The following is a 17,763-nucleotide window of genomic DNA, read 5'->3' on the forward strand; positions in this document are numbered from 1 at the left end:
TTGCGACACATACCCTGCTGGCTGTCAAAAATTTTACAGCCAAAATGGGGCGATATTGGAAAAATTCATTTTGGAAAATTTGAGGTAAGATTTGACGTCCTATTTTGGATTTTGGAAAAAATTTAGGAAATGTACAAAATAGCGGCAAATCCGCATGGATAAAGGATTTGCGATAATTTTCTATTTTGGAAATAAAAAAGTAGTTTTGTTTTGGGAGAGATCGCTCAGGCGATGCCGAAGGGGAACGCAGAAGCTCCCAGGCAAAAGGACCGGTTTCGGACGACGCTCCGAAAAGGCCGGGCGGCAGCGCCCGACCACCGAAGGTGCAACCTCCCAAAGCGGAGGGAATCTCTCAGGTAACTCAACGGGGCACAAAACCGTAAAGGGCGGTTTTGTGCCTTTTTTGCTGTCCTAAAAAAGAAACGGAGGAGCGGTATAGCCATCACTCCGAGGCGATGTCGAGACCGGCGTCCCCGCCTCCGCCGGGGACGGAGATCTCCGCCTCGCCCGCGATCTCGCTGGCGGTCTTTTCTTCGCCGTTTTTTTCCTCCTCGTCCTCAAAGAGGGAGTCGTACTTCTCGCCGTCTCCCTCTTGCAGCATGGCCGCGGTCTTGGCCGCCATGTAAAGCTCGTGGTTGTATTCCATCAGCCGCTGTTCATCCTCCGGAGGGACTTGGCCGCCGGAGGCGATGCGGTGGTAGATCTCCAGCATCTTGCCCATCTCCTCTGCGGCCTTCGACAGAGCATTGCCCTGCTGCTTTGCAACCTCGGCATTGTGGATGGCAGTCTCCCGCTCGATGATGCTCTCCATCACGCCCTGGGCCTCGTTGTATTGCGCGTCCACGGCGGACAGCTCACGGGAGATCTCCACACGATCCACATTGGGCGCGCCGCCCTGCTGGCAATTTTTGAGCGCCTGCGACAGGTCGCGTTTCCGTGTCCACAGCGTATCCATCTGCGCGGCGTATGCCTTCTTCGCATCTTGAATTTTCATTGCGGAACCTCCTGTCTAAATGTTTTTCATATCCTTATTATCGACAGAAAAATGTTTTTCATATCCTTATTATCGACAGAAAAGGGTCCGGATTTAAGCCGGAGCACGGATAACAGGGCAAAAGCTTAACTGATCGTGGGCAAGACCACTGCCGGACCGCCCTTCCTCGACAAGACCTTGTGGGAACAAACGCTCCGGTTGAAACCGAGAAGGGGAGAGAAACTTCTGGCGGATTTTCCGACAAAAGTACAGGTGGCAGAAAACCTAAAATATATAATTTGGATATGATTCTTTCTGTAGGATACCGAGTAAATTCAAAACGTGGCATCGCGTTTCGAAGATGGGCGAACAATGTTTTGAAACAGTACATTATTCAAGGGTATGCAATCAACGAAAAGCGATTAGCTGCTCTACAGAAAACAATTGATATCCAGACCAGGATGCTGGCATGCACTTTGAATGTTGAGGAATCAGACATATTAAGAGCTGTAAATCTGTATACGGATGCCTTAGTATTATTGGATCAGTATGATCACCAGACATTGGAGAAGCCAAAAGGAAATCAGCCGATTTACAGGATCACTTATGAAGATTGCCGTCATATGGTCGATGCTATGGAGGATTCGTTTCATTCGGACGTCTTTGGAGTTGAAAAAGAAAAAGGTAAGGTTGAGGGAATCCTTGCTGCAGTATATCAAAGTATATTCGGCAAGGATGCATATCCATCATTAGAAGAAAAAGCCGCAAATCTATTGTATTTTATGATCAAGGACCATCCTTATGCGGATGGCTGCAAGAGAATTGCGGCATCACTTTTTCTTGAATTCCTGGATAAAAACAACGCTTTATTCCAAGATTGAGAAAAACGACTCAGCGATGGAACCTTGGTGGCCGTTACGTTGATGATTGCTGAATCCAATCCAGAAGAAAAAGAAGTAATGGTGAAACTGGTGATGAATCTACTGAATTTGCAATAAAAAGCACGGATTGCAATACTTGTCCCTGAGATTCTCACCGGCAAATACCGCTGTGAGAAATGCTTGTGTTTTATCACGATGAATTAACAGAGGAAGATATTAAAATTCTCTCTCTGGTTTCGGAGATTACAAAGAACGAGATAGCGAAAATGCTGTCAAGATTTGCAAAGAATTCAAAGTGAGTGAAAATCGAAAGGAGACCAGACTATGGGAAGGCTTTATAAAATCAACCCGCCGTGTCCCAAGTGCCATGAGGAACATAATTGGTGGCATATCCAGCTGACGGATGAGGAACAGGCGAAGATGGATGCGTATGTGGCAGCCAGTGAGGGAAAATCATCCTTGGAGTTACTTCTGGGCGAGCCGGGAATTGTTGTTACACGAAAGCTTAAGTGTTGTTGCTGCGGTCACGTATTTGAAGCGGAAGCCGGGCTGCGGAAATTCGACGAAGTCGGACACCGGGATCGGGATTTTAGTGCGGCGGTCGGCGAAATACCCGTGTGATAAGATTAAGGAGTTGATGAGATACATTTGGATCAGTCGGCATTGGGAATCCTGCGTAAAGCAGAAGATAAGAACGGTCGGAAATACATGGATTGGCGGATACCGTATATGGATCAGCTAGGACTGATCATGGTCTATAAATCCGACAGCCGGTATGAGAAGTATATGATTTACTTTTTCACAAGTCCGGCAAGTAAATGTCCCGGCAAATACCTGCATACAACCTACGGAAGTATCCAGGTGGAAGATGGTTCATTGACAATCAGAACAAAGAACAGCGTCTATGAGTTTGAGCTGGATGCATCATGCGTATCAGAAGTGGATATGATTTTGCTGTTACGTATGGTAAACGAGTATTTTCGTGATGATGGCATGTAAGGCAGACAATGCCAGGTACTGGGCTGCGGGAGCGATTCCGCGGCCGTTTTCATAGCGTTAGATCTGAAATTAACAGAGAGAAAAAGGAATGATAAACATATGAGCAGTTTTGAGAATGTAGAGGTTTTTGAAGATACTAAAAAGCTGTGCGAGACAAACGGAAAGATTAAGGAAGTTCTTGCACGGTCGGTGAAAAACCAGAAACTCATCCTGGAAGGAGAGGAGCTGTCTCCTGTGGATAAGACGCGTTTCTCGGATGAAGCGAAGATTGTTGTATCCACAGAGCGGACTTTCGAGGCGGCTGCAGGTTATGCAGGTCAGAAGGTGGCGGTACATAACTTTGCCTCTGCCACAAATCCGGGCGGCGGCGTGACAAGAGGATCCAGCGCACAGGAGGAATGTCTGTGTCGGTGTTCCGGCCTGTATTTCTGCCTGAGCGTACCGGAAATGATGAAAGGATTCTATTACCCTCATCGGAATGAAAAGAATCCGATCAACAATGCGGATATCATCTATACGCCGGATGTGACTGTATTTAAGACAGATACGAACAAGCCGAAGCTGATGGATGAAAAAGACTGGTATGAAGTGGATGTGATCACCTGTGCGGCACCGAACCTGCGGGAACGGCCGAGCAACCGGTTCAACCAGGGTAACGGCGACCGGGCGGTAAAAGTCAGTGACCGGGAACTGCTGGAAATCCATAAGCAGAGGCTGACCAGGATTCTGGATGTTGCCGTACTGAACGGTGACGAAGCGGTAATTCTGGGCGCTTTCGGATGTGGGGCGTTCCAAAATAAGCCGGAAGTGGTGGCGCGTGCTGCCAAAGAAGTGATTGCGGATTATCTGTACGCATTTAAAACCATTGAATTTGCGGTCTATTGCCCGCCGCGGGATGATACGAACTTCAAAGTGTTTAAGTGGGTGATGGGAGCGTAAAGAATTGAAAGGAGACAAGCGATGGGAGAAAATTATGCATATATGGATGCCGATGAGGTGATGGAATTGCAGGATATTAAAGTTGGTGGAATAACCCGTGCAAAAACATGATTTTTGAATAGCAAAAGAAAGGCAGTCTCTGCTTAGGTAGGGATTGTCTTTCGTATATTCGCAAGAATTAAACCGCAGGTTCAATGCAGTTTTTCCTGTGCCGTGATATAACTGTCGTATCAGGGATATTACGGGAAAGGAGAAACTGTCCATGGATACTGTAAAGAGAATTGCAAAGCGAATGAGTCCGAAGGAAAACAGAAAGAGTTACAAGGAAGAATGTTCCGTTTTCCTGTCACATCGGAAGAAAGAATCATTATGGGAAAGGATTTCCATATGGAAAGAGGACGTCATCTGTATTTATCAAAGACTGCGGTACGGATACTGTTACCGTGACATCTGGTCGATTGACCAATGGTTTCTTACGGTTGTTCCGAACATGATTCATGACCTTCGTGTCAACAGCCATGGTTATCCCAGCTTCTTTGAAGGACCGGAAGAAGAAAATATCCGGAAATGGGATCGTATCCTGGGAAGAATGGAATTTCTGTTCCGGGAAGCAAATGAGGATACATGCAGAAAGAAGAATCTGTATGAGGAAGAGCATGACTTGGCACAGGAAGAATTCACGACAAAATACGGCATGTTCGGTGAGAAGCTGAAGACGGAAGAGGAGATTGCGAGAGAAAAGCGGGAGCATACACACCGGTTGTATATGATGAGCGATGTGCCGGAATATGTAGAAATCTCGGGAAAGTGGCTGGCGGCAGAGGGCGAACTGCGTGAGTATCGGGACCAGTGCCTGAAGCAGGGCATGGAGCTTATGACGAAGTATTTTCGGAACCTGTGGGATTGATATGCAGGGACGGACAGGATGGACCGGCCGTCCAGTCTCAGAAAATTTTTCATAGGCTCCTCCTTTGGGATAGCTGTCTGTAAGGAAAATGCTGCGAAATTTGCATTCCGCAGCCGTGGTGCCTGAAACCGTACTCTGGCACCGGCGTGATCACTCACGGGTTTTCTACAGGGGAATTGTTTACCTTTTTATTTTTTGAATTAATTTACCATGAACTGAAAGATACAATGGATAAAAGATAACAAAACAATCTATGCCACTGAACATTAACAAGACCATCTGCATTTTTAAAATGACCCTGTACGGAAAAATCCTTTAAATGTCCGCTTCAAACAGGAAAGTCTGATTGTACCGGTCAAGGGCAATCTGCATTTCCATGATCTTACCGGAGATGCATTCATAATCACGTTTTACCAGTTCTGGATCATAATTGGTGTAGCGGTATTCAGGAACGGCATTTCTGGAGCTGAATGCATGGGAAGATTCCCTCATTTTTGGCAGATATTTCCGCATGGTGTCCAGAGTCGCTTTGCGGGAGCTAAGTTGTGCCATTCTTACCAGAATGCTGTCGACACTCATTTCCGTATCGCCTACCATGATCTTTGCGGTGGCATTGGCCAGGTTCAGGGCGTGCTTGATGATGACGGCTTTTCGGTCGATTTCTTTTAACGTCTCAGAAACGGCGGAATAGTCATATTTCGGGATGACCGGTTCCTCGCCGACAGCGGCAACGTAAGTGCGGGATGACGCTTCCTGGGCCTCCCAGTAAGATTTTTCGTCCGCCAGACTTTTGAGCAGTTTATTGGCATAAGCCGAAGTTATTTTCATAATGTGTTTCACCTCCTTCGCATCACTTCCTTATGACACGATTATAAGGCAGGAGAGAGAAGATGTCATTGAACCACTGGTTTAAACTGACCCATAAACGAGGAATATCCCCGTCAATGACGAGGATATTTTCAATACTGGTATGTAATAATCTGCTGAGAATGATAAAGTTGTCCAGGCTCGGCAGCGATTTTCCGGCGATCCACTTATAGATTGCCTGTGGGTTTTCAAAGCCGAACGCACCCTGGATCTCGCGGATCGTATAGTTTTGCTCCGAAAGTAGCTGCTTTATCCGCTTCCCGGTTTCCACGGGCTGGATTGACAAATATATCGGTTCCATTTGCATCCCTCCATGATTCTGTACTATCCCGAAACACTTGCTTTCATTTTATCACGAACGCAGCGGATTGAACAGCGAAATTTATCCGGCCGGACGGTTTATTTAGAAAGCTGATTGGCATGGACAATAGAAGGTGGGCGAGTAAAATCTGTTTTGATTTTGGCAGATCAATGCTTCTGCAAAGTTTACAATCAGGTCAATGTCTCACTATGATTCAGTACCGATGTACTGTACAGAAATAGTACATCCTGATTCTTAAATTCTATAAAACGTTCAAGTAAATCTGCCCTCAGATACCGGATATCCACCAGAGTGATCTTGGCATACCCTTCAGAAAGAAGAGGAGCGATACTGCTGCCAAAGGAATCCCGGAAAATGACAAGCTCTTTGTCCGATTTACAGTTCGGATTCTCGATGGTTATCAGAGAGCGGGGACCGGAAAGAAAGATCTCATAAGGATCTTTGCCGGATTTTTTCTCCATATTATAGATGGAACCCATCGTCTGATCCTCATGATTGGTCACGATACAGCCATCTAAAACATCATTGGATAGATAATATAGCGTTTCCGGCGGCAGTGGAAGAGCAGATTGACCATAATATACACCATAAAAAGGGACATCCAGCGCATATTCTGTGTAAGCTCCGGAGATAGATGTCCCCATGCCCTCCGCAAGAACAGCTGCCGTCTCTGGAAGCTTCTCCTGACGCCAATGGGTATCTGTCTTATAGTAATCCGTAATATCCAGCGTTCCTGTGATATCGATATAGTCTGCGTAGTTCATGTGATTCCGCATCATATGGAACAGTTTTTCATAGTCCGTGGAGAGGTATCCATGTTTCTCCGCAAGAAAGTAGCTTTTATCCGGGACAATGGAGAGATAAATATTCATCTCCTTGTCAGCCAGATATTTCTCATAGATATATGCAAACCGGTCCGCTGCATGTTCCAGAGAATCCATTTGAAGCGGATATTCAAGCTTTGCTGCATAACCATCCTGTATATAAATATCATGATTATCAAGCTGACCAAACACATCGTAGGTGGTATAGGCTTTCAACGTCCGGAACTGATCCCGCAGCGGAAATTGATCAAGAGTATACTTTTCAAATTCCGTCATAAAGCTTCCATCGGACATGGTATCCAGGGAAAACTTCGGGCGCTGTGTAAGCTTTCGACGTTCGTTGTCAGAAAACTCCTGGGGCGGCAGCAGCCAGGACGCCATGGTAAGACTAACAAATACGATTCCCAGCACAACCACTGTAACTATGGTGTTCATGTTATTTATATGATTGATATTTTTTGTATTCTTTATGCTTTTTATATTCTTATATTCTATCATCTATCATTCCTTCCCAACCCCAGAATTTCTAAAACCTGAAATAAAGAAATGGGTTAAAGGAGCCATCCACCAGAAAAGCCGTACAGATAAGCAGCAGGGCTGAAAGTGCCAGTGGTTCTGCGAATAACATAACTGCTGTTCCTGTTTTCCATTGCTGGATCCGTCTGCAAAAGGACTTTGGAATCGGTGTCGCACCAAGCAGGGCTATCATCAAGACCACAAAATAGCTGCGGAAATAGTAGCTGGATGCTGCAGAAGTCAATGGATATCCGCCTGTTCCAAACATGGCTTTCAGGTACGAGAATGCCTGGGACATATCAGTGGCATCAAAGATCACAAAACTGATTACAGCAGCAGTCAATACATAGATGCGGTTTAAGACATGGCTCTTTTTAAGGATTTCCAGAAGCCATATCTTCTCCAGAATCAGCAGCAGAGCAAAATAAAGTCCCCAGATTACGAAATTCCAGGCGGCACCATGCCAGAAGCCCGTCAGCATCCAGACCAGAAATATATTAAACAGATGCCGCGGTAAACTTACACGACTGCCTCCCAGAGGAATATAGACATAATCCCGAAACCAGGTGCCGAGAGACATATGCCAGCGACGCCAGAATTCAGTTATACTTTTCGAGATAAAAGGATAATTAAAATTTTCCAGAAAATCAAATCCAAATAGCTTTCCAAGTCCGATGGCCATATCGCTGTATCCTGAAAAATCAAAATATACATGAAGGGTATAGGCGACTGCATAGATCCAGAAGAAAAGTACCGATTTATCATCCGAAGCCCGGAAGATGCTGCACAATTCTCCAAGCAGATTGGCGATCAGAATCTTCTTACCGAGTCCTAAGATAAATCGACGGATTCCCTGGGCCGTCTTACCCATAGTATGAATACGCCCCTTCAACTGTTCTGCAATATCCGAATAACGGACGATGGGACCGGCGATCAGCTGAGGAAAGAGTGCCACATATGTAGCCAGGTCTATCAGATTTCTCTGGGCTTTCACATCCTGCCTGTATACATCCACCGTATAGCTGAGTATCTGGAAGGTATAAAAGCTGATTCCGATGGGAAGTGTGATGTTAAGCAGGGAAATCGAACATCCGGTGACGGCATTTACATTACGGATAAAAAAATCTGCGTATTTAAAATAGCCAAGCATGAGAAGGCTGGATGAAACCGAAAGTGCGAGAAAAAGCCTGGCAAGCTTCGGAACACTCTGATAACGCTCGATCAGCAATCCAAATATATAAGCCATCAGGATGGCAAGCATCATCCAAATCACATACCTCGGTTCTCCCCAGCCATAGAAAAAAAGGCTGGAAAGCAGGAGAACCGTATTTTTCAATGATCCCGGTGCTGCTGCATAGAGGATCAGGACACCGGGCAGAAACCAGAATAAAAATGGTATGCTCGAAAAAAGCATAGGTTCCTCCTAATCAAGTACAGCCGGTGCATCCACCAGAACGGTGGAATCCGGTGCCACTTCCGAGCAGGCCTCAACCAGATCATCGACACATTCCTCAGCGCCATATGCCATCATGACATAATCCGCAACCGAGATGACAACCACTTTATCCGGGAATCCGCACATCCAGTGCTGACCCTGAATCTCAGCTTTGTAATCCTCGGCAAATTCTTCGGCTTTCGAGGTATCCTTAAGCTTTGCAAAGGCAGAACTGAAAGTATTGGTGTTCATCATATGCTGCAGGGTAGCTGTATCATCATCCAGCATATCATAAAGCTCATCGTTTACATGAAGAAGATACTCAAATGTCTCCTTATTCTCATCAGTCATGGCGAATTTTGCCGGCGCTTCCGCTTCGTGCTCTGCATCACCACCTACAGCCGCAAACTGTCTGTCCTCGCCCAAAGCATCCCAAACTTCTGTATAAAAATCAACCGCCGATTCAATCACCGTTTCCGGGGATTTCGTCGGTTCATCTGCAGGCTTGCTGCCGCATCCTGCCAGAGAAGCAGCCATGGTAAGAGTCAGAAGCGCTGTAATTATTTTTTTCATATTGAAAATTCCTTTCATTATAGGTTTTTGCATATCAGGCTTTATTATCTCAGAAAAACAGGTATAAAGCAAGGCGGGTATAAGAACAGTAAGAATTGTAAAGATAAATGTAAGGAAAACTTTATGGCATACGGTCATGAGTTTATCTATAATAATAATAGAAATGTTGTCTTGTAATACAAACATATGGAGAGGTGGTGTCGTAATGAGAAAAAGATTATTAGTCATATTTGGAATCTTCGGCCTGCTTCTGGCCGGCTGCCATACTGTACCCAATGCAGCGCAGGAAACAAACACGATCACCCCTACTGGTTATGCTTCTGAAGAGGTACCACGCATCTCTTTATTTTATGATGGTTCCCTGTATTTGTATAATGCTACCGGCTTTGATCTCCAACAAAAGGGAAGCTGGGAGTTTTTAGGTCAGATAGCCTTTGTGAATAATTTGGAATACCCTACAAAAGATTTAAACGGCACCCACTTAAACGTAGGGCAGGAGGTTTACGGGGATCCGGAATTTCCTCAAAAACTATATGTAAAGTATGATTCGGGTTTTGCACTCTTTGAAGCAGAAAAGGCTACAAAGGAAGAAACTGCGGAGTATCTTGATTATGTACATGCGGGAATTAGGCTGGCAACTTCTGACAGCCTTCAGCTGAAGCTTTCCAATGTCAGCAATGAAACGATAATCTATGGGGAAGCGTATACAATGGAGGCCTTTTGGGATGATAGTTGGGAGAAACTTCCGGTTTTACCCGAAGATTATAGTTTTATAGAGATTGCCTACGAATTGGAACCCGGAGAATCTCGGTTTATGGATATAGATTTTGCATGGTTATACGGAGAACTCCAGAAAGGCAAATATAAAATGATAAAAGAGATCTATTTGCCAGACGGAAGAGTATATTCGGTACCGGCAGAATTTGAAATACAATAAAACATGAAGCCCCACCGGATCTCGAATGATGTCGTATAGTCATAGATATCCAGTGGGGCTTTTTCTCTGAGCCATATAAGATGTCTGCCTTTTTCGAACGGCAAGTCATAGCAAGTTTATCACGGTGGGAGTGAGGTCTCCGGCGGGAGAGACGTTCCTTGAGGATCACAGCGATTCTTTAAGAACTATCCGTAAAAATAAAGATCGGTTTAATTCATCATACGGAAAAGACCGATGACCTTTCCAAGGATCTCGACCTGATCAAGAATGATCGGATCCATCGAGGAATTTTCCGGTTGGAGACGGAAATGGCCATTTTCCTTATAGAAAGTTTTTACAGTAGCGGAATCGTCCACCAGAGCAACGACCTTATCACCGTTTTCAGCGTTTGGTTGCTTTGCAACGATCACTTTATCGCCGTTGTAGATTCCGGCCTCGATCATACTGTTTCCTTTTACCTTCAACATAAATACTTCCTTATTTGGAAGAATTTCTGCAGGAATCGGGAGATAATCTTCGATGTTCTGTTCTGCAAGGATTGGCACTCCGGCAGCGACCGTACCGATCACCGGCACGTTTACGAGTTCGCGTCTCGTCAGGGCGAAATCGTCATCAAGGATCTCGATCGTTCTCGGCTTTGTCGGATCACGACGGATATAGCCGTTTTTTTCCAAGGATTCCAGATGAGAGTGCACGGAGGAAGTGGACTTTAAGTGTACCGCTTCACAAATCTCGCGCACAGCCGGCGGATAACCTTTCTTTAAGATCATTTCTTTTATATATTCAAGTATTTCTCTCTGCTTATCAGTAATTTTTCCCTGACTCATGAAATCCCTCCTTTTTTCATCTGTATACATAGTACCATAAAATACGGGAAAAAGCAAACCTTTGTTCGAAAAATACCGAAAAAGAATTGACAAACATATGTTCGCGTGATAGAATTCGATGCAGAACAGATGTTCGCAAACGTAAGTTTGGACTCGCTGGATACAAAGGAGGAAGCTGTATGAAGAAGTATTTGATAGCCCTTGTTATGATTGTAATGATTATGTCCTGCTTTTTCGGAAAGACTCTGGTTATGGCGAATGAAGAGAGTGATGATACAGTCTATAACCGCTATTATACGACGATCGAGGTAGAAAAAGGTGATACACTCTGGTCGATTGCAAAAACTTATTATCACCACTCCGGTATGTCGGTACGGGAATACGTTTATGAGCTGAAATTGATAAACGGAATGGTTTCAGATGAGATACGCGCCGGAAATATGATCTCCGTGGAATACTATGCGGAGACACCGGGGAATCCGTATATAAAGTGATCCTCAAAAAGATGTTTCCCGGATATGAGTGTTGCGGTAAGAACCGTTTTTTGACCAGAGAATAAGATCCCATGGACAGATATATGTTCCGGGGTCTTATTCTTTATAAGACAATGGCTTGCTATTGCCGGTGAGAGACATTACAATAGGATTAACAGCAGAGACCACAGGAGGCACAGATGAGATTATTCCATTTATCAGATCTTCATATCGGAAAGAGAGTGAATGAATTTTCTATGATCGAGGACCAGAAATATATTCTTGAAAGGATCCTGGATCTCGCGGAGAAGGAGATGCCGGACGGAGTGATCCTGGCAGGAGATATCTATGATAAACAGATTCCCTCCGCGGAAGCAGTTCAGGTGTTCGATGAGTTTATCACAAAGCTGGCGGAGAGAAAATTCCCCGTCTTTGTTATCAGCGGAAACCATGATTCTGCGGAACGACTGGCTTTTGGAGGAAGACTGCTAAACAGCCGGGGAATTTATCTCTCCCCCGTCTATGACGGAACTGTCATGAAAATTCCGATCGCAGATCAGTATGGGACGGTCTGGATCCATCTTCTTCCGTTTATCCGTCCGGCAGCTGTGCGCCGCGTATTTGAAGATGAGTCAGATTTGATTACAGATGTCCAGTCTGCAGTACGTGCAGTGATCAGCCACATGGAGATCGATCCGAATGAGAGAAATATCCTCGTGGCGCACCAGTTTGTTACAGGAGCGTCCCGATGCGAATCGGAGGATATCCAGGTCGGAGGTCTTGACAATATTGATGCCTCAGTCTTTGAGGCTTTTGATTATACAGCCTTGGGGCATATCCATAGTCCTCAGAATGTGGGAAAGGGCATGGTGCGGTACTGCGGAACGCCCCTGAAATATTCCTTCTCTGAGACGGATCAGGAAAAATCGATCACGGTCGTGGAGATGGAAGAAAAGGGAATGTTAAAGATCAGACTTCTGCCTTTAAAACCATTTCGGGATATGCGAAAGCTCCGGGGAACGTATATGGAACTGACTGCCCGTTCGTTTTATCGGGATATGAACTGTGAAGATTATATTCAGGTAACGTTGACGGATGAGGATGATGTGCCGGATGGACTTCAGAAGCTAAGAGTCATCTATCCGAATATTATGCAGCTTTTGTATGATAATCAAAGGACAAGAGCCAGCAGCCAGATTGATGCGGTTCAGGATGTAGAAGAAAAGACAGAGTTAGAACTGTTCCGGGAGTTTTATGAACTTCAGAATAACCGGCCTATGATGAAACAGCAGGAAGAGTTTGCAGAAAAATTGATCCGGGAGATAAAAGAATGAAGCCAAAAAAACTGGTGATCAGTGCTTTTGGCCCCTATGCGGGAGAGAGCACGATTGATTTTGAAAAACTTGGAGAACACGGGCTCTACTTGATTACGGGGGATACAGGTGCCGGTAAGACAACGGTCTTTGACGCAATCACATTTGCCCTGTATGGGGAAGCGAGTGGGACTGTGCGGGAATCCGGAATGTTCCGCAGCAAATACGCAAAGGCAGAGACAGAAACATTCGTAGAATTGACTTTCTCCTACCAGCGAAAAGAATATAAAATTCGTAGAAATCCGGAATATCAGACCCAAAAGAAACGTGGAACCGGATTTACAACAAAAAAGGCAGATGCGGAGCTCTTTTATCCCGACGAACGTCAGCCTGTTACGAAAATGGGGGCAGTGACAAAGGCGGTAACGGAACTTATGGGTCTTGACTATAAGCAATTTACCCAGATCGCGATGATCGCACAGGGGGATTTTCAGAAACTCCTGATTGCAGGAACTGCCGAACGTGGGGAAATCTTCCGGCAGATTTTTCATACGGAAATCTATCAGACGATTCAGATACGTCTCAGGGACGAAGAACGGAGAAGAAGAAAAGATTACGATGAACTGCGCCGGAGTATCAGCCAGTATTTGAATGATGCCAGTTTTGAGGAGGATCCGGCTGCCGGTCAGGAGTTCCTTGCTTTAAAGCAAGCCGGTTTTGAGGGGAAAATAACTGATGGAATCAATTTACTGCGTGCTGAGACGAAAAAAGAGCAGGAGCGTTTGGAGATACTGGATGAAACTCTAAGGAAAATTGAAGAGCAGATTTGCAGTGTTAGTGAAAAAAAGGGAAAAGCGGACCTACTAAAAAAGACAGCAGCTGAACTTAAAGCAAAACAGCAGGAGTTGGAGTTACTGCAGCCGGAATATGGACGGGTGCTCGCTGAGTGGAACAGGATAGAAAAGCAGGAAGGAACACGCGAGAAACTGACAGAACGGATTCAGAAACTTGAACTTAGCCGTCAAAGCTTTATCGAGCTGGATAAGACTCGTGAAGAGATCGACGGAAAAGAAAAGCTTCTTTTGAAGATTCGGAAAGAAAAAAAGGAAAATGAAAATCAAGTCAGCAGCCTCCAGAAAGAACTGGAAGACAGGCGCGGGGAGAAAGAGCATAATCTGGGAGTTCCGGTAGAAAGAGAACGGCTCACACGTGCAAAAGAGAAACTTTTGCACCGAAAAAATGAACTGGAAGAACAAATGAACCGGGTGGAGTCTATCAATAGAGAGTTAAAAAATGCTCAGGAGGAATACCGGAGTGCTGTTGATCAGTGCGATGAGATTCGCAGTGTCTATGCACATCTTGAACGCTTATTTTTGGATGCTCAGGCTGGAATTCTAGCCCAAAATTTACAGGCTGGAATGCCCTGCCCGGTATGCGGTTCGATTCATCATCCGGCTCCGGCGAAACTTTCAGAAGAGATTCCGGACCAGAAGGAACTGAAGCGAAAAGAACAGGAAAAGGCGCAGGCAGAAGAAAAGGTCCAGAGACTTAGTGAAAGAGCCAGCTTTTTTAAAAGGAATTTAGATCAGGAAATGAGAAATACAGCTGAGCTGATCTGCGGAACGGAAAAAAATCTGGTCAAAGAGGCCTTAATTGTAACTGGTCCTGACGAGCTTGTGACTGCAGCAGATCCGGTAATTGAAAAATTAGATGATGAACTCCGGGCTTTGGAGATCCGCATAAAAGCGAACACAGAACAGCAGAAAGTGCTGGATGGATTGGGTGGTATGATAAACCGTCTGGAAACAGATCTGAATGCTGCAGGAGAAAGAAACAAAGAACTTGCTCTTTCAGAACAGAATCTGGTGACAGTATTAACAATGCTGCGGAAGCATGTGGAAGAGTTTCAGAGAAAGCTGGAAGGTCAAAATGCTGTGGAGATTGAAAATAATCTGCAATCCATGAAAACCAGAAAAAGTGAACTTGATCAGGAAGCAATTGACGCGAAAAAGGCTCTGGAGCGATTTCAGAACCAGAATGCCAGTCTGAATTCAGCAGCGGAAGCTCTTAAAAAGCAGATTCAGGGATTCGAAGATATTCCAGAAAAAGAACTTTCAGAGACAATGGAATATTTGGAAACAGAGAAGGCAGAGACATCAAAGCTTCGTGAAAAAATACATTCGTCCTGGCACAATAATCTCAGAATCTATGAAGCTGTATGTGGCCAGCAGGGCAGAATGGAACAGACGGAAAAGGAATATGTCTGGATCCATTCCCTTGCGGATACGGCAGGCGGAACATTAAACGGTAAAAGTAAAGTTGAACTTGAAACCTATGTCCAGATGGCATATTTTGACCGGATCTTACGGCGGGCGAATCTTCGACTGATGACGATGAGCAGCGGACAGTATGAGATGAAGCGGCGGGAAAGTGCTGACAATAAAAAGGATAAAAGTGGGTTGGAGCTAAATGTCATCGACCATTACAACGGAAGTGAGCGGAGTGTAAAGACACTTTCCGGAGGCGAGACTTTTCAGGCATCTCTGTCACTTGCACTTGGCCTTTCAGATGAGATCCAGTCGATGGCCGGTGGAATCCAGATGGATGCTATGTTCGTGGACGAGGGGTTTGGTTCTCTGGATGAAGACGCATTAAATCAAGCAGTAAAGGCATTGGGAAATCTGGCAGAAGGGAAAAAACTGGTTGGCATCATTTCTCATGTTTCAGAGTTGAAAGACAGGATCGACAAGAAAATTGTAATAACAAAAAATCGCAGCGGGGAGAGAGTCGGAAGCAGCATAACGGTAGTAGGGGATTATTCAGCCGATGGGGTGTCAGTATTTATGTAAAAACGTTGGGAGCCAACGGAAAGCGGCTCCCAACGAAAATAAATATTTATGGAATCATGACAGGTGCCTGTGTAAATTCGTTTTTCTGCGGTTTCCCGGATTTTAGTTCCCGCACCATCCTGGTGAGTTCAGACGCAGTTAGATTTTTCTTAAAAAGTTCATACGCGGAAGAGGAGAGGATATTTTTTGCGTCAGCAGTTTTTGCGATAACCGGGATATCACAGTGCCTTTTTAATTCTGATAGAAGCAGTGAGGAGGATCTTTTGAATCCCAGGATCCGGATCCATGGAGCACGGAATAAATCTACAAACATACACTGGTCTTCGACGCTAATATCAAGCATGAGATTCATGAGTGCACGACTGACTCTGGCATAAGTATACTGTCGGTCTTTCCTGAGAGCAGTCAGAGTATCCGTCCGAAAGAATTCTAATCGGTTCTTATAGAGCTTTGCCGCAAGATCTCCCGGCATTCCGAAAATATTCTGAAGTTTCTCCAGATCGGAAGTTAAAATTTTCTGATTCAGGAGGAGAGAAAAATCATTTGGAAACAGCGGAACCTCAGATTCTTCTTTCATGCATTCAAAATGCGAATCCGGTAAAACAGCAGCGAGAAATTCCAAATCCTGCGAAAAAACTGCTTTTCGAATAGCTGTTGCGGAAGCGAAGGAGCCGTTCCGATCCTCAGAATGGTAGCCTGGGTCTGAGCGTTTCAGAGTCCAAGGACTGATTTCGGAAGAGAATTCTTTTAATGCTTTCAGATATTCAACTGCGAGAATGTCATTTGGAGAAGCTGGCACAGTCTCTTTCTTTGCGAGAGTCAGAGCCTGCGGGTATGTGAGACCACTTCGAAGACCTTCGCGGATCAGGGCGGACTGTTCGTTCGTTTCCAATGCGGAATGATCAGCCAGTTGCCACAATTCTTCGATATTGCCGGATTCACTGCCAAAGGAAAGGATATCGATCATTCCCATATGGTGAAACAGCGAGACACCGCAACGGGCAAAATCTTGGGCGGCGCTTAAGGTTCCAAAGATAGGCATCTCGATCACGAGATCAGCCCCGGAGAGAAGGGCAGAGCGGGTACGGAAGGTTTTGCTGTACATTGCCGGAATCCCCCGTTGGACAAAATCACCGCTCATGACAACGACAATGAAATCGGCACCTGTCTGGCGTTTTGTCTCTTCAAGCTGATATTTATGACCATTGTGGAATGGATTATATTCTGCGATGATGGCGGCTGTTTTCATGGTGTAAACTCCTTAAATAAAGTCGATCAGTGGTCAAAATTGAATTTGCATTTCTTTTGGTAGAATGAAATGGATTTATTGCTGCGAGTAAGGCAGTGTCATACCGTGCCGAAAATGCAAATCATTATCTAATAATATAGACGAAACAAAAACTTAATGCAATATTTATTGTTATCAAAGGAAAAATGTGATATACTGCGTTTAAACAATGAGTGAAAGTTCTGACGATTTCACAACTGAACAGATGTCAGATTTTTACGCATATGTTTTTAAGACTATATTTTACATCTTTGCGGCGGTCACCGCAATCTTTGGAAATAAGACGCAGAAAGGATGGATGCTATATGAAACTGATCTACGCAATTATCCGTTATGACAATGAGGACGATGTTACAACTTCTCTTACAAAACACAAATTCAGTGTGACACGTCTTTCTACTACCGGTGGATTCCTGAAAAAAGGTAATACGACTCTGATGATCGTTACTGAGCCGGAACGTGTCGACGAGGCTATCGATATTATTAAGAAGGAATGCGGCCATCACCAGAAGATCACCATCAATATGCCATATGTATCCGGTTCCTCAATGGTTCATTGTGCAACCATGCCGATGTCTGTCGATGTGGGAGGAGCAACGATCTTCGTTGTGGATGTTGAGCGGTATGAAAAGATCTGATAACAGAAAATAGATGGGGAAAAAAGTGTTCTTCTATATTCCAGACGGAAGGGATTAGCGATAACAGATCCTATGAAATTGTAAGAGCTTTGGCAGTCTTTGCTTGCCGAAGCTCTTATATTTTCATTATTGTTTTTAATTTAACGAGAGGTATTGAAAAAAGTGCAAAAAATTGGGGAATATAGTCTTGTATCCAGTATTT

Annotated in this window: 18 protein-coding genes and 1 riboswitch; of the genes, 10 read left to right on the top strand and 8 right to left on the bottom strand. The window is 44.8% G+C overall.

Translation table 11 applies throughout. The annotated features are described in order from the left end of the window. Nucleotides 1-277 precede the first annotated feature (277 nt). Nucleotides 278-378, top strand: a riboswitch (glycine riboswitch). 64 nt (nucleotides 379-442) lie between these two features. Beyond that, a complete protein-coding gene (locus tag GPK83_RS12540) occupies nucleotides 443-994 on the bottom strand; it encodes a hypothetical protein (protein ID WP_015554481.1) in 552 nt (183 codons plus the stop codon). A gap of 179 nt (nucleotides 995-1,173) precedes the next feature. Between GPK83_RS12540 and rhuM the strand changes: the two genes are divergently transcribed. From rhuM to GPK83_RS12565, 5 genes are all read left to right on the top strand, one after another. Beyond that, complete coding sequence (gene rhuM, locus GPK83_RS17380; protein WP_345941815.1) at nucleotides 1,174-1,854, top strand: RhuM family protein; 681 nt, start codon at nucleotides 1,174-1,176, stop codon at nucleotides 1,852-1,854. A 324-nt stretch (nucleotides 1,855-2,178) separates the two neighbouring features. Beyond that, nucleotides 2,179-2,475 carry a hypothetical protein gene (locus GPK83_RS12550; RefSeq protein WP_015554483.1) on the top strand — a complete coding sequence of 99 codons (297 nt, stop codon included), beginning with the start codon at nucleotides 2,179-2,181 and terminating at the stop codon, nucleotides 2,473-2,475. Nucleotides 2,476-2,583: 108 nt separating this feature from the next. Next, a complete protein-coding gene (locus tag GPK83_RS12555; protein WP_147325216.1) occupies nucleotides 2,584-2,853 on the top strand; it encodes a hypothetical protein in 270 nt (89 codons plus the stop codon). Between the two features lie 99 nt (nucleotides 2,854-2,952). Next, on the top strand, nucleotides 2,953-3,792 hold the full coding sequence (locus GPK83_RS12560; protein WP_117552581.1) for a TIGR02452 family protein: 840 nt from the start codon (nucleotides 2,953-2,955) through the stop codon (nucleotides 3,790-3,792). Nucleotides 3,793-4,054: 262 nt separating this feature from the next. Further along, nucleotides 4,055-4,699 carry a hypothetical protein gene (locus GPK83_RS12565; RefSeq protein ID WP_117484557.1) on the top strand — a complete coding sequence of 215 codons (645 nt, stop codon included), beginning with the start codon at nucleotides 4,055-4,057 and terminating at the stop codon, nucleotides 4,697-4,699. 315 nt (nucleotides 4,700-5,014) lie between these two features. Here the strand turns inward: GPK83_RS12565 and GPK83_RS12570 are convergent, their stop codons facing one another. The 5 genes from GPK83_RS12570 to GPK83_RS12590 all read right to left on the bottom strand — a co-directional run bounded on the left by GPK83_RS12570 (nucleotide 5,015) and on the right by GPK83_RS12590 (nucleotide 9,236). Next, nucleotides 5,015-5,527, bottom strand: coding sequence for a hypothetical protein (locus tag GPK83_RS12570; RefSeq protein WP_215704927.1), 513 nt, complete (start codon nucleotides 5,525-5,527; stop codon nucleotides 5,015-5,017). A 22-nt stretch (nucleotides 5,528-5,549) separates the two neighbouring features. Then, nucleotides 5,550-5,867, bottom strand: coding sequence for a helix-turn-helix transcriptional regulator (locus tag GPK83_RS12575; RefSeq protein WP_117513323.1), 318 nt, complete (start codon nucleotides 5,865-5,867; stop codon nucleotides 5,550-5,552). Nucleotides 5,868-6,058: 191 nt separating this feature from the next. Then, entirely contained in the window at nucleotides 6,059-7,147 is a 1,089-nt protein-coding gene (locus tag GPK83_RS12580; protein WP_117513345.1) for a DHHW family protein, read from the bottom strand. A 91-nt stretch (nucleotides 7,148-7,238) separates the two neighbouring features. Then, entirely contained in the window at nucleotides 7,239-8,642 is a 1,404-nt protein-coding gene (locus GPK83_RS12585; RefSeq protein WP_215704928.1) for an MBOAT family O-acyltransferase, read from the bottom strand. A 9-nt stretch (nucleotides 8,643-8,651) separates the two neighbouring features. Next, on the bottom strand, nucleotides 8,652-9,236 hold the full coding sequence (locus GPK83_RS12590) for a hypothetical protein (protein ID WP_215704929.1): 585 nt from the start codon (nucleotides 9,234-9,236) through the stop codon (nucleotides 8,652-8,654). A gap of 205 nt (nucleotides 9,237-9,441) precedes the next feature. Here GPK83_RS12590 and GPK83_RS12595 point away from each other — a divergent pair, with 205 nt between their 5' ends. After that, nucleotides 9,442-10,173 (top strand): immunoglobulin-like domain-containing protein, encoded by a 732-nt coding sequence (locus GPK83_RS12595; RefSeq protein ID WP_215704930.1) that lies wholly within the window; start codon nucleotides 9,442-9,444, stop codon nucleotides 10,171-10,173. Between the two features lie 209 nt (nucleotides 10,174-10,382). Here the strand turns inward: GPK83_RS12595 and lexA are convergent, their stop codons facing one another. After that, entirely contained in the window at nucleotides 10,383-11,000 is a 618-nt protein-coding gene (lexA, locus tag GPK83_RS12600) for a transcriptional repressor LexA (protein WP_015554496.1), read from the bottom strand. Nucleotides 11,001-11,179: 179 nt separating this feature from the next. Between lexA and GPK83_RS12605 the strand changes: the two genes are divergently transcribed. The 3 genes from GPK83_RS12605 (at nucleotide 11,180) to GPK83_RS12615 (ending at nucleotide 15,635) form a co-directional block, all read left to right on the top strand. Beyond that, nucleotides 11,180-11,494 (top strand): LysM peptidoglycan-binding domain-containing protein, encoded by a 315-nt coding sequence (locus GPK83_RS12605; RefSeq protein ID WP_117470292.1) that lies wholly within the window; start codon nucleotides 11,180-11,182, stop codon nucleotides 11,492-11,494. Between the two features lie 179 nt (nucleotides 11,495-11,673). Continuing rightward, nucleotides 11,674-12,807, top strand: a complete 1,134-nt coding sequence (locus tag GPK83_RS12610; protein WP_215704931.1) for an exonuclease SbcCD subunit D — start codon at nucleotides 11,674-11,676, stop codon at nucleotides 12,805-12,807. Continuing rightward, nucleotides 12,804-15,635 carry an SMC family ATPase gene (locus tag GPK83_RS12615; protein ID WP_215704932.1) on the top strand — a complete coding sequence of 944 codons (2,832 nt, stop codon included), beginning with the start codon at nucleotides 12,804-12,806 and terminating at the stop codon, nucleotides 15,633-15,635. The genes GPK83_RS12610 and GPK83_RS12615 overlap by 4 nt, the downstream gene beginning before the upstream one ends. A 46-nt stretch (nucleotides 15,636-15,681) precedes the next feature. Here the strand turns inward: GPK83_RS12615 and GPK83_RS12620 are convergent, their stop codons facing one another. Further along, nucleotides 15,682-16,884, bottom strand: a complete 1,203-nt coding sequence (locus tag GPK83_RS12620) for a nucleotidyltransferase family protein (RefSeq protein WP_118598110.1) — start codon at nucleotides 16,882-16,884, stop codon at nucleotides 15,682-15,684. 344 nt (nucleotides 16,885-17,228) lie between these two features. Here GPK83_RS12620 and GPK83_RS12625 point away from each other — a divergent pair, with 344 nt between their 5' ends. Then, the gene (locus GPK83_RS12625) at nucleotides 17,229-17,561 is read left to right on the top strand and encodes a cyclic-di-AMP receptor (protein ID WP_015554501.1); all 333 of its coding nucleotides are present in this window, start codon (nucleotides 17,229-17,231) and stop codon (nucleotides 17,559-17,561) included. The last annotated feature ends 202 nt before the right edge of the window (nucleotides 17,562-17,763 follow it).

Source organism: Clostridium sp. MCC328, assembly GCF_018785465.1.
GTDB lineage: Bacteria > Bacillota > Clostridia > Lachnospirales > Lachnospiraceae > Pilosibacter > Pilosibacter fragilis.

Excerpts from the sequence above, each read along its gene's own strand:
- GPK83_RS12610 (WP_215704931.1), top strand. The coding sequence starts at position 11,674 with ATGAGATTATTCCATTTATCAGATCTTCATATCGGAAAGAGAGTGAAT.
- GPK83_RS12565 (WP_117484557.1), top strand. The coding sequence starts at position 4,055 with ATGGATACTGTAAAGAGAATTGCAAAGCGAATGAGTCCGAAGGAAAAC.
- GPK83_RS12570 (WP_215704927.1), bottom strand. The coding sequence starts at position 5,527 with ATGAAAATAACTTCGGCTTATGCCAATAAACTGCTCAAAAGTCTGGCG.
- GPK83_RS12625 (WP_015554501.1), top strand. The coding sequence starts at position 17,229 with ATGAAACTGATCTACGCAATTATCCGTTATGACAATGAGGACGATGTT.
- GPK83_RS12575 (WP_117513323.1), bottom strand. The coding sequence starts at position 5,867 with ATGGAACCGATATATTTGTCAATCCAGCCCGTGGAAACCGGGAAGCGG.
- GPK83_RS12620 (WP_118598110.1), bottom strand. The coding sequence starts at position 16,884 with ATGAAAACAGCCGCCATCATCGCAGAATATAATCCATTCCACAATGGT.
- lexA (WP_015554496.1), bottom strand. The coding sequence starts at position 11,000 with ATGAGTCAGGGAAAAATTACTGATAAGCAGAGAGAAATACTTGAATAT.
- GPK83_RS12555 (WP_147325216.1), top strand. The coding sequence starts at position 2,584 with ATGGATCAGCTAGGACTGATCATGGTCTATAAATCCGACAGCCGGTAT.
- GPK83_RS12585 (WP_215704928.1), bottom strand. The coding sequence starts at position 8,642 with ATGCTTTTTTCGAGCATACCATTTTTATTCTGGTTTCTGCCCGGTGTC.
- GPK83_RS12590 (WP_215704929.1), bottom strand. The coding sequence starts at position 9,236 with ATGAAAAAAATAATTACAGCGCTTCTGACTCTTACCATGGCTGCTTCT.
- GPK83_RS12540 (WP_015554481.1), bottom strand. The coding sequence starts at position 994 with ATGAAAATTCAAGATGCGAAGAAGGCATACGCCGCGCAGATGGATACG.
- GPK83_RS12615 (WP_215704932.1), top strand. The coding sequence starts at position 12,804 with ATGAAGCCAAAAAAACTGGTGATCAGTGCTTTTGGCCCCTATGCGGGA.
- GPK83_RS12605 (WP_117470292.1), top strand. The coding sequence starts at position 11,180 with ATGAAGAAGTATTTGATAGCCCTTGTTATGATTGTAATGATTATGTCC.
- GPK83_RS12560 (WP_117552581.1), top strand. The coding sequence starts at position 2,953 with ATGAGCAGTTTTGAGAATGTAGAGGTTTTTGAAGATACTAAAAAGCTG.
- GPK83_RS12550 (WP_015554483.1), top strand. The coding sequence starts at position 2,179 with ATGGGAAGGCTTTATAAAATCAACCCGCCGTGTCCCAAGTGCCATGAG.
- GPK83_RS12595 (WP_215704930.1), top strand. The coding sequence starts at position 9,442 with ATGAGAAAAAGATTATTAGTCATATTTGGAATCTTCGGCCTGCTTCTG.
- GPK83_RS12580 (WP_117513345.1), bottom strand. The coding sequence starts at position 7,147 with ATGAACACCATAGTTACAGTGGTTGTGCTGGGAATCGTATTTGTTAGT.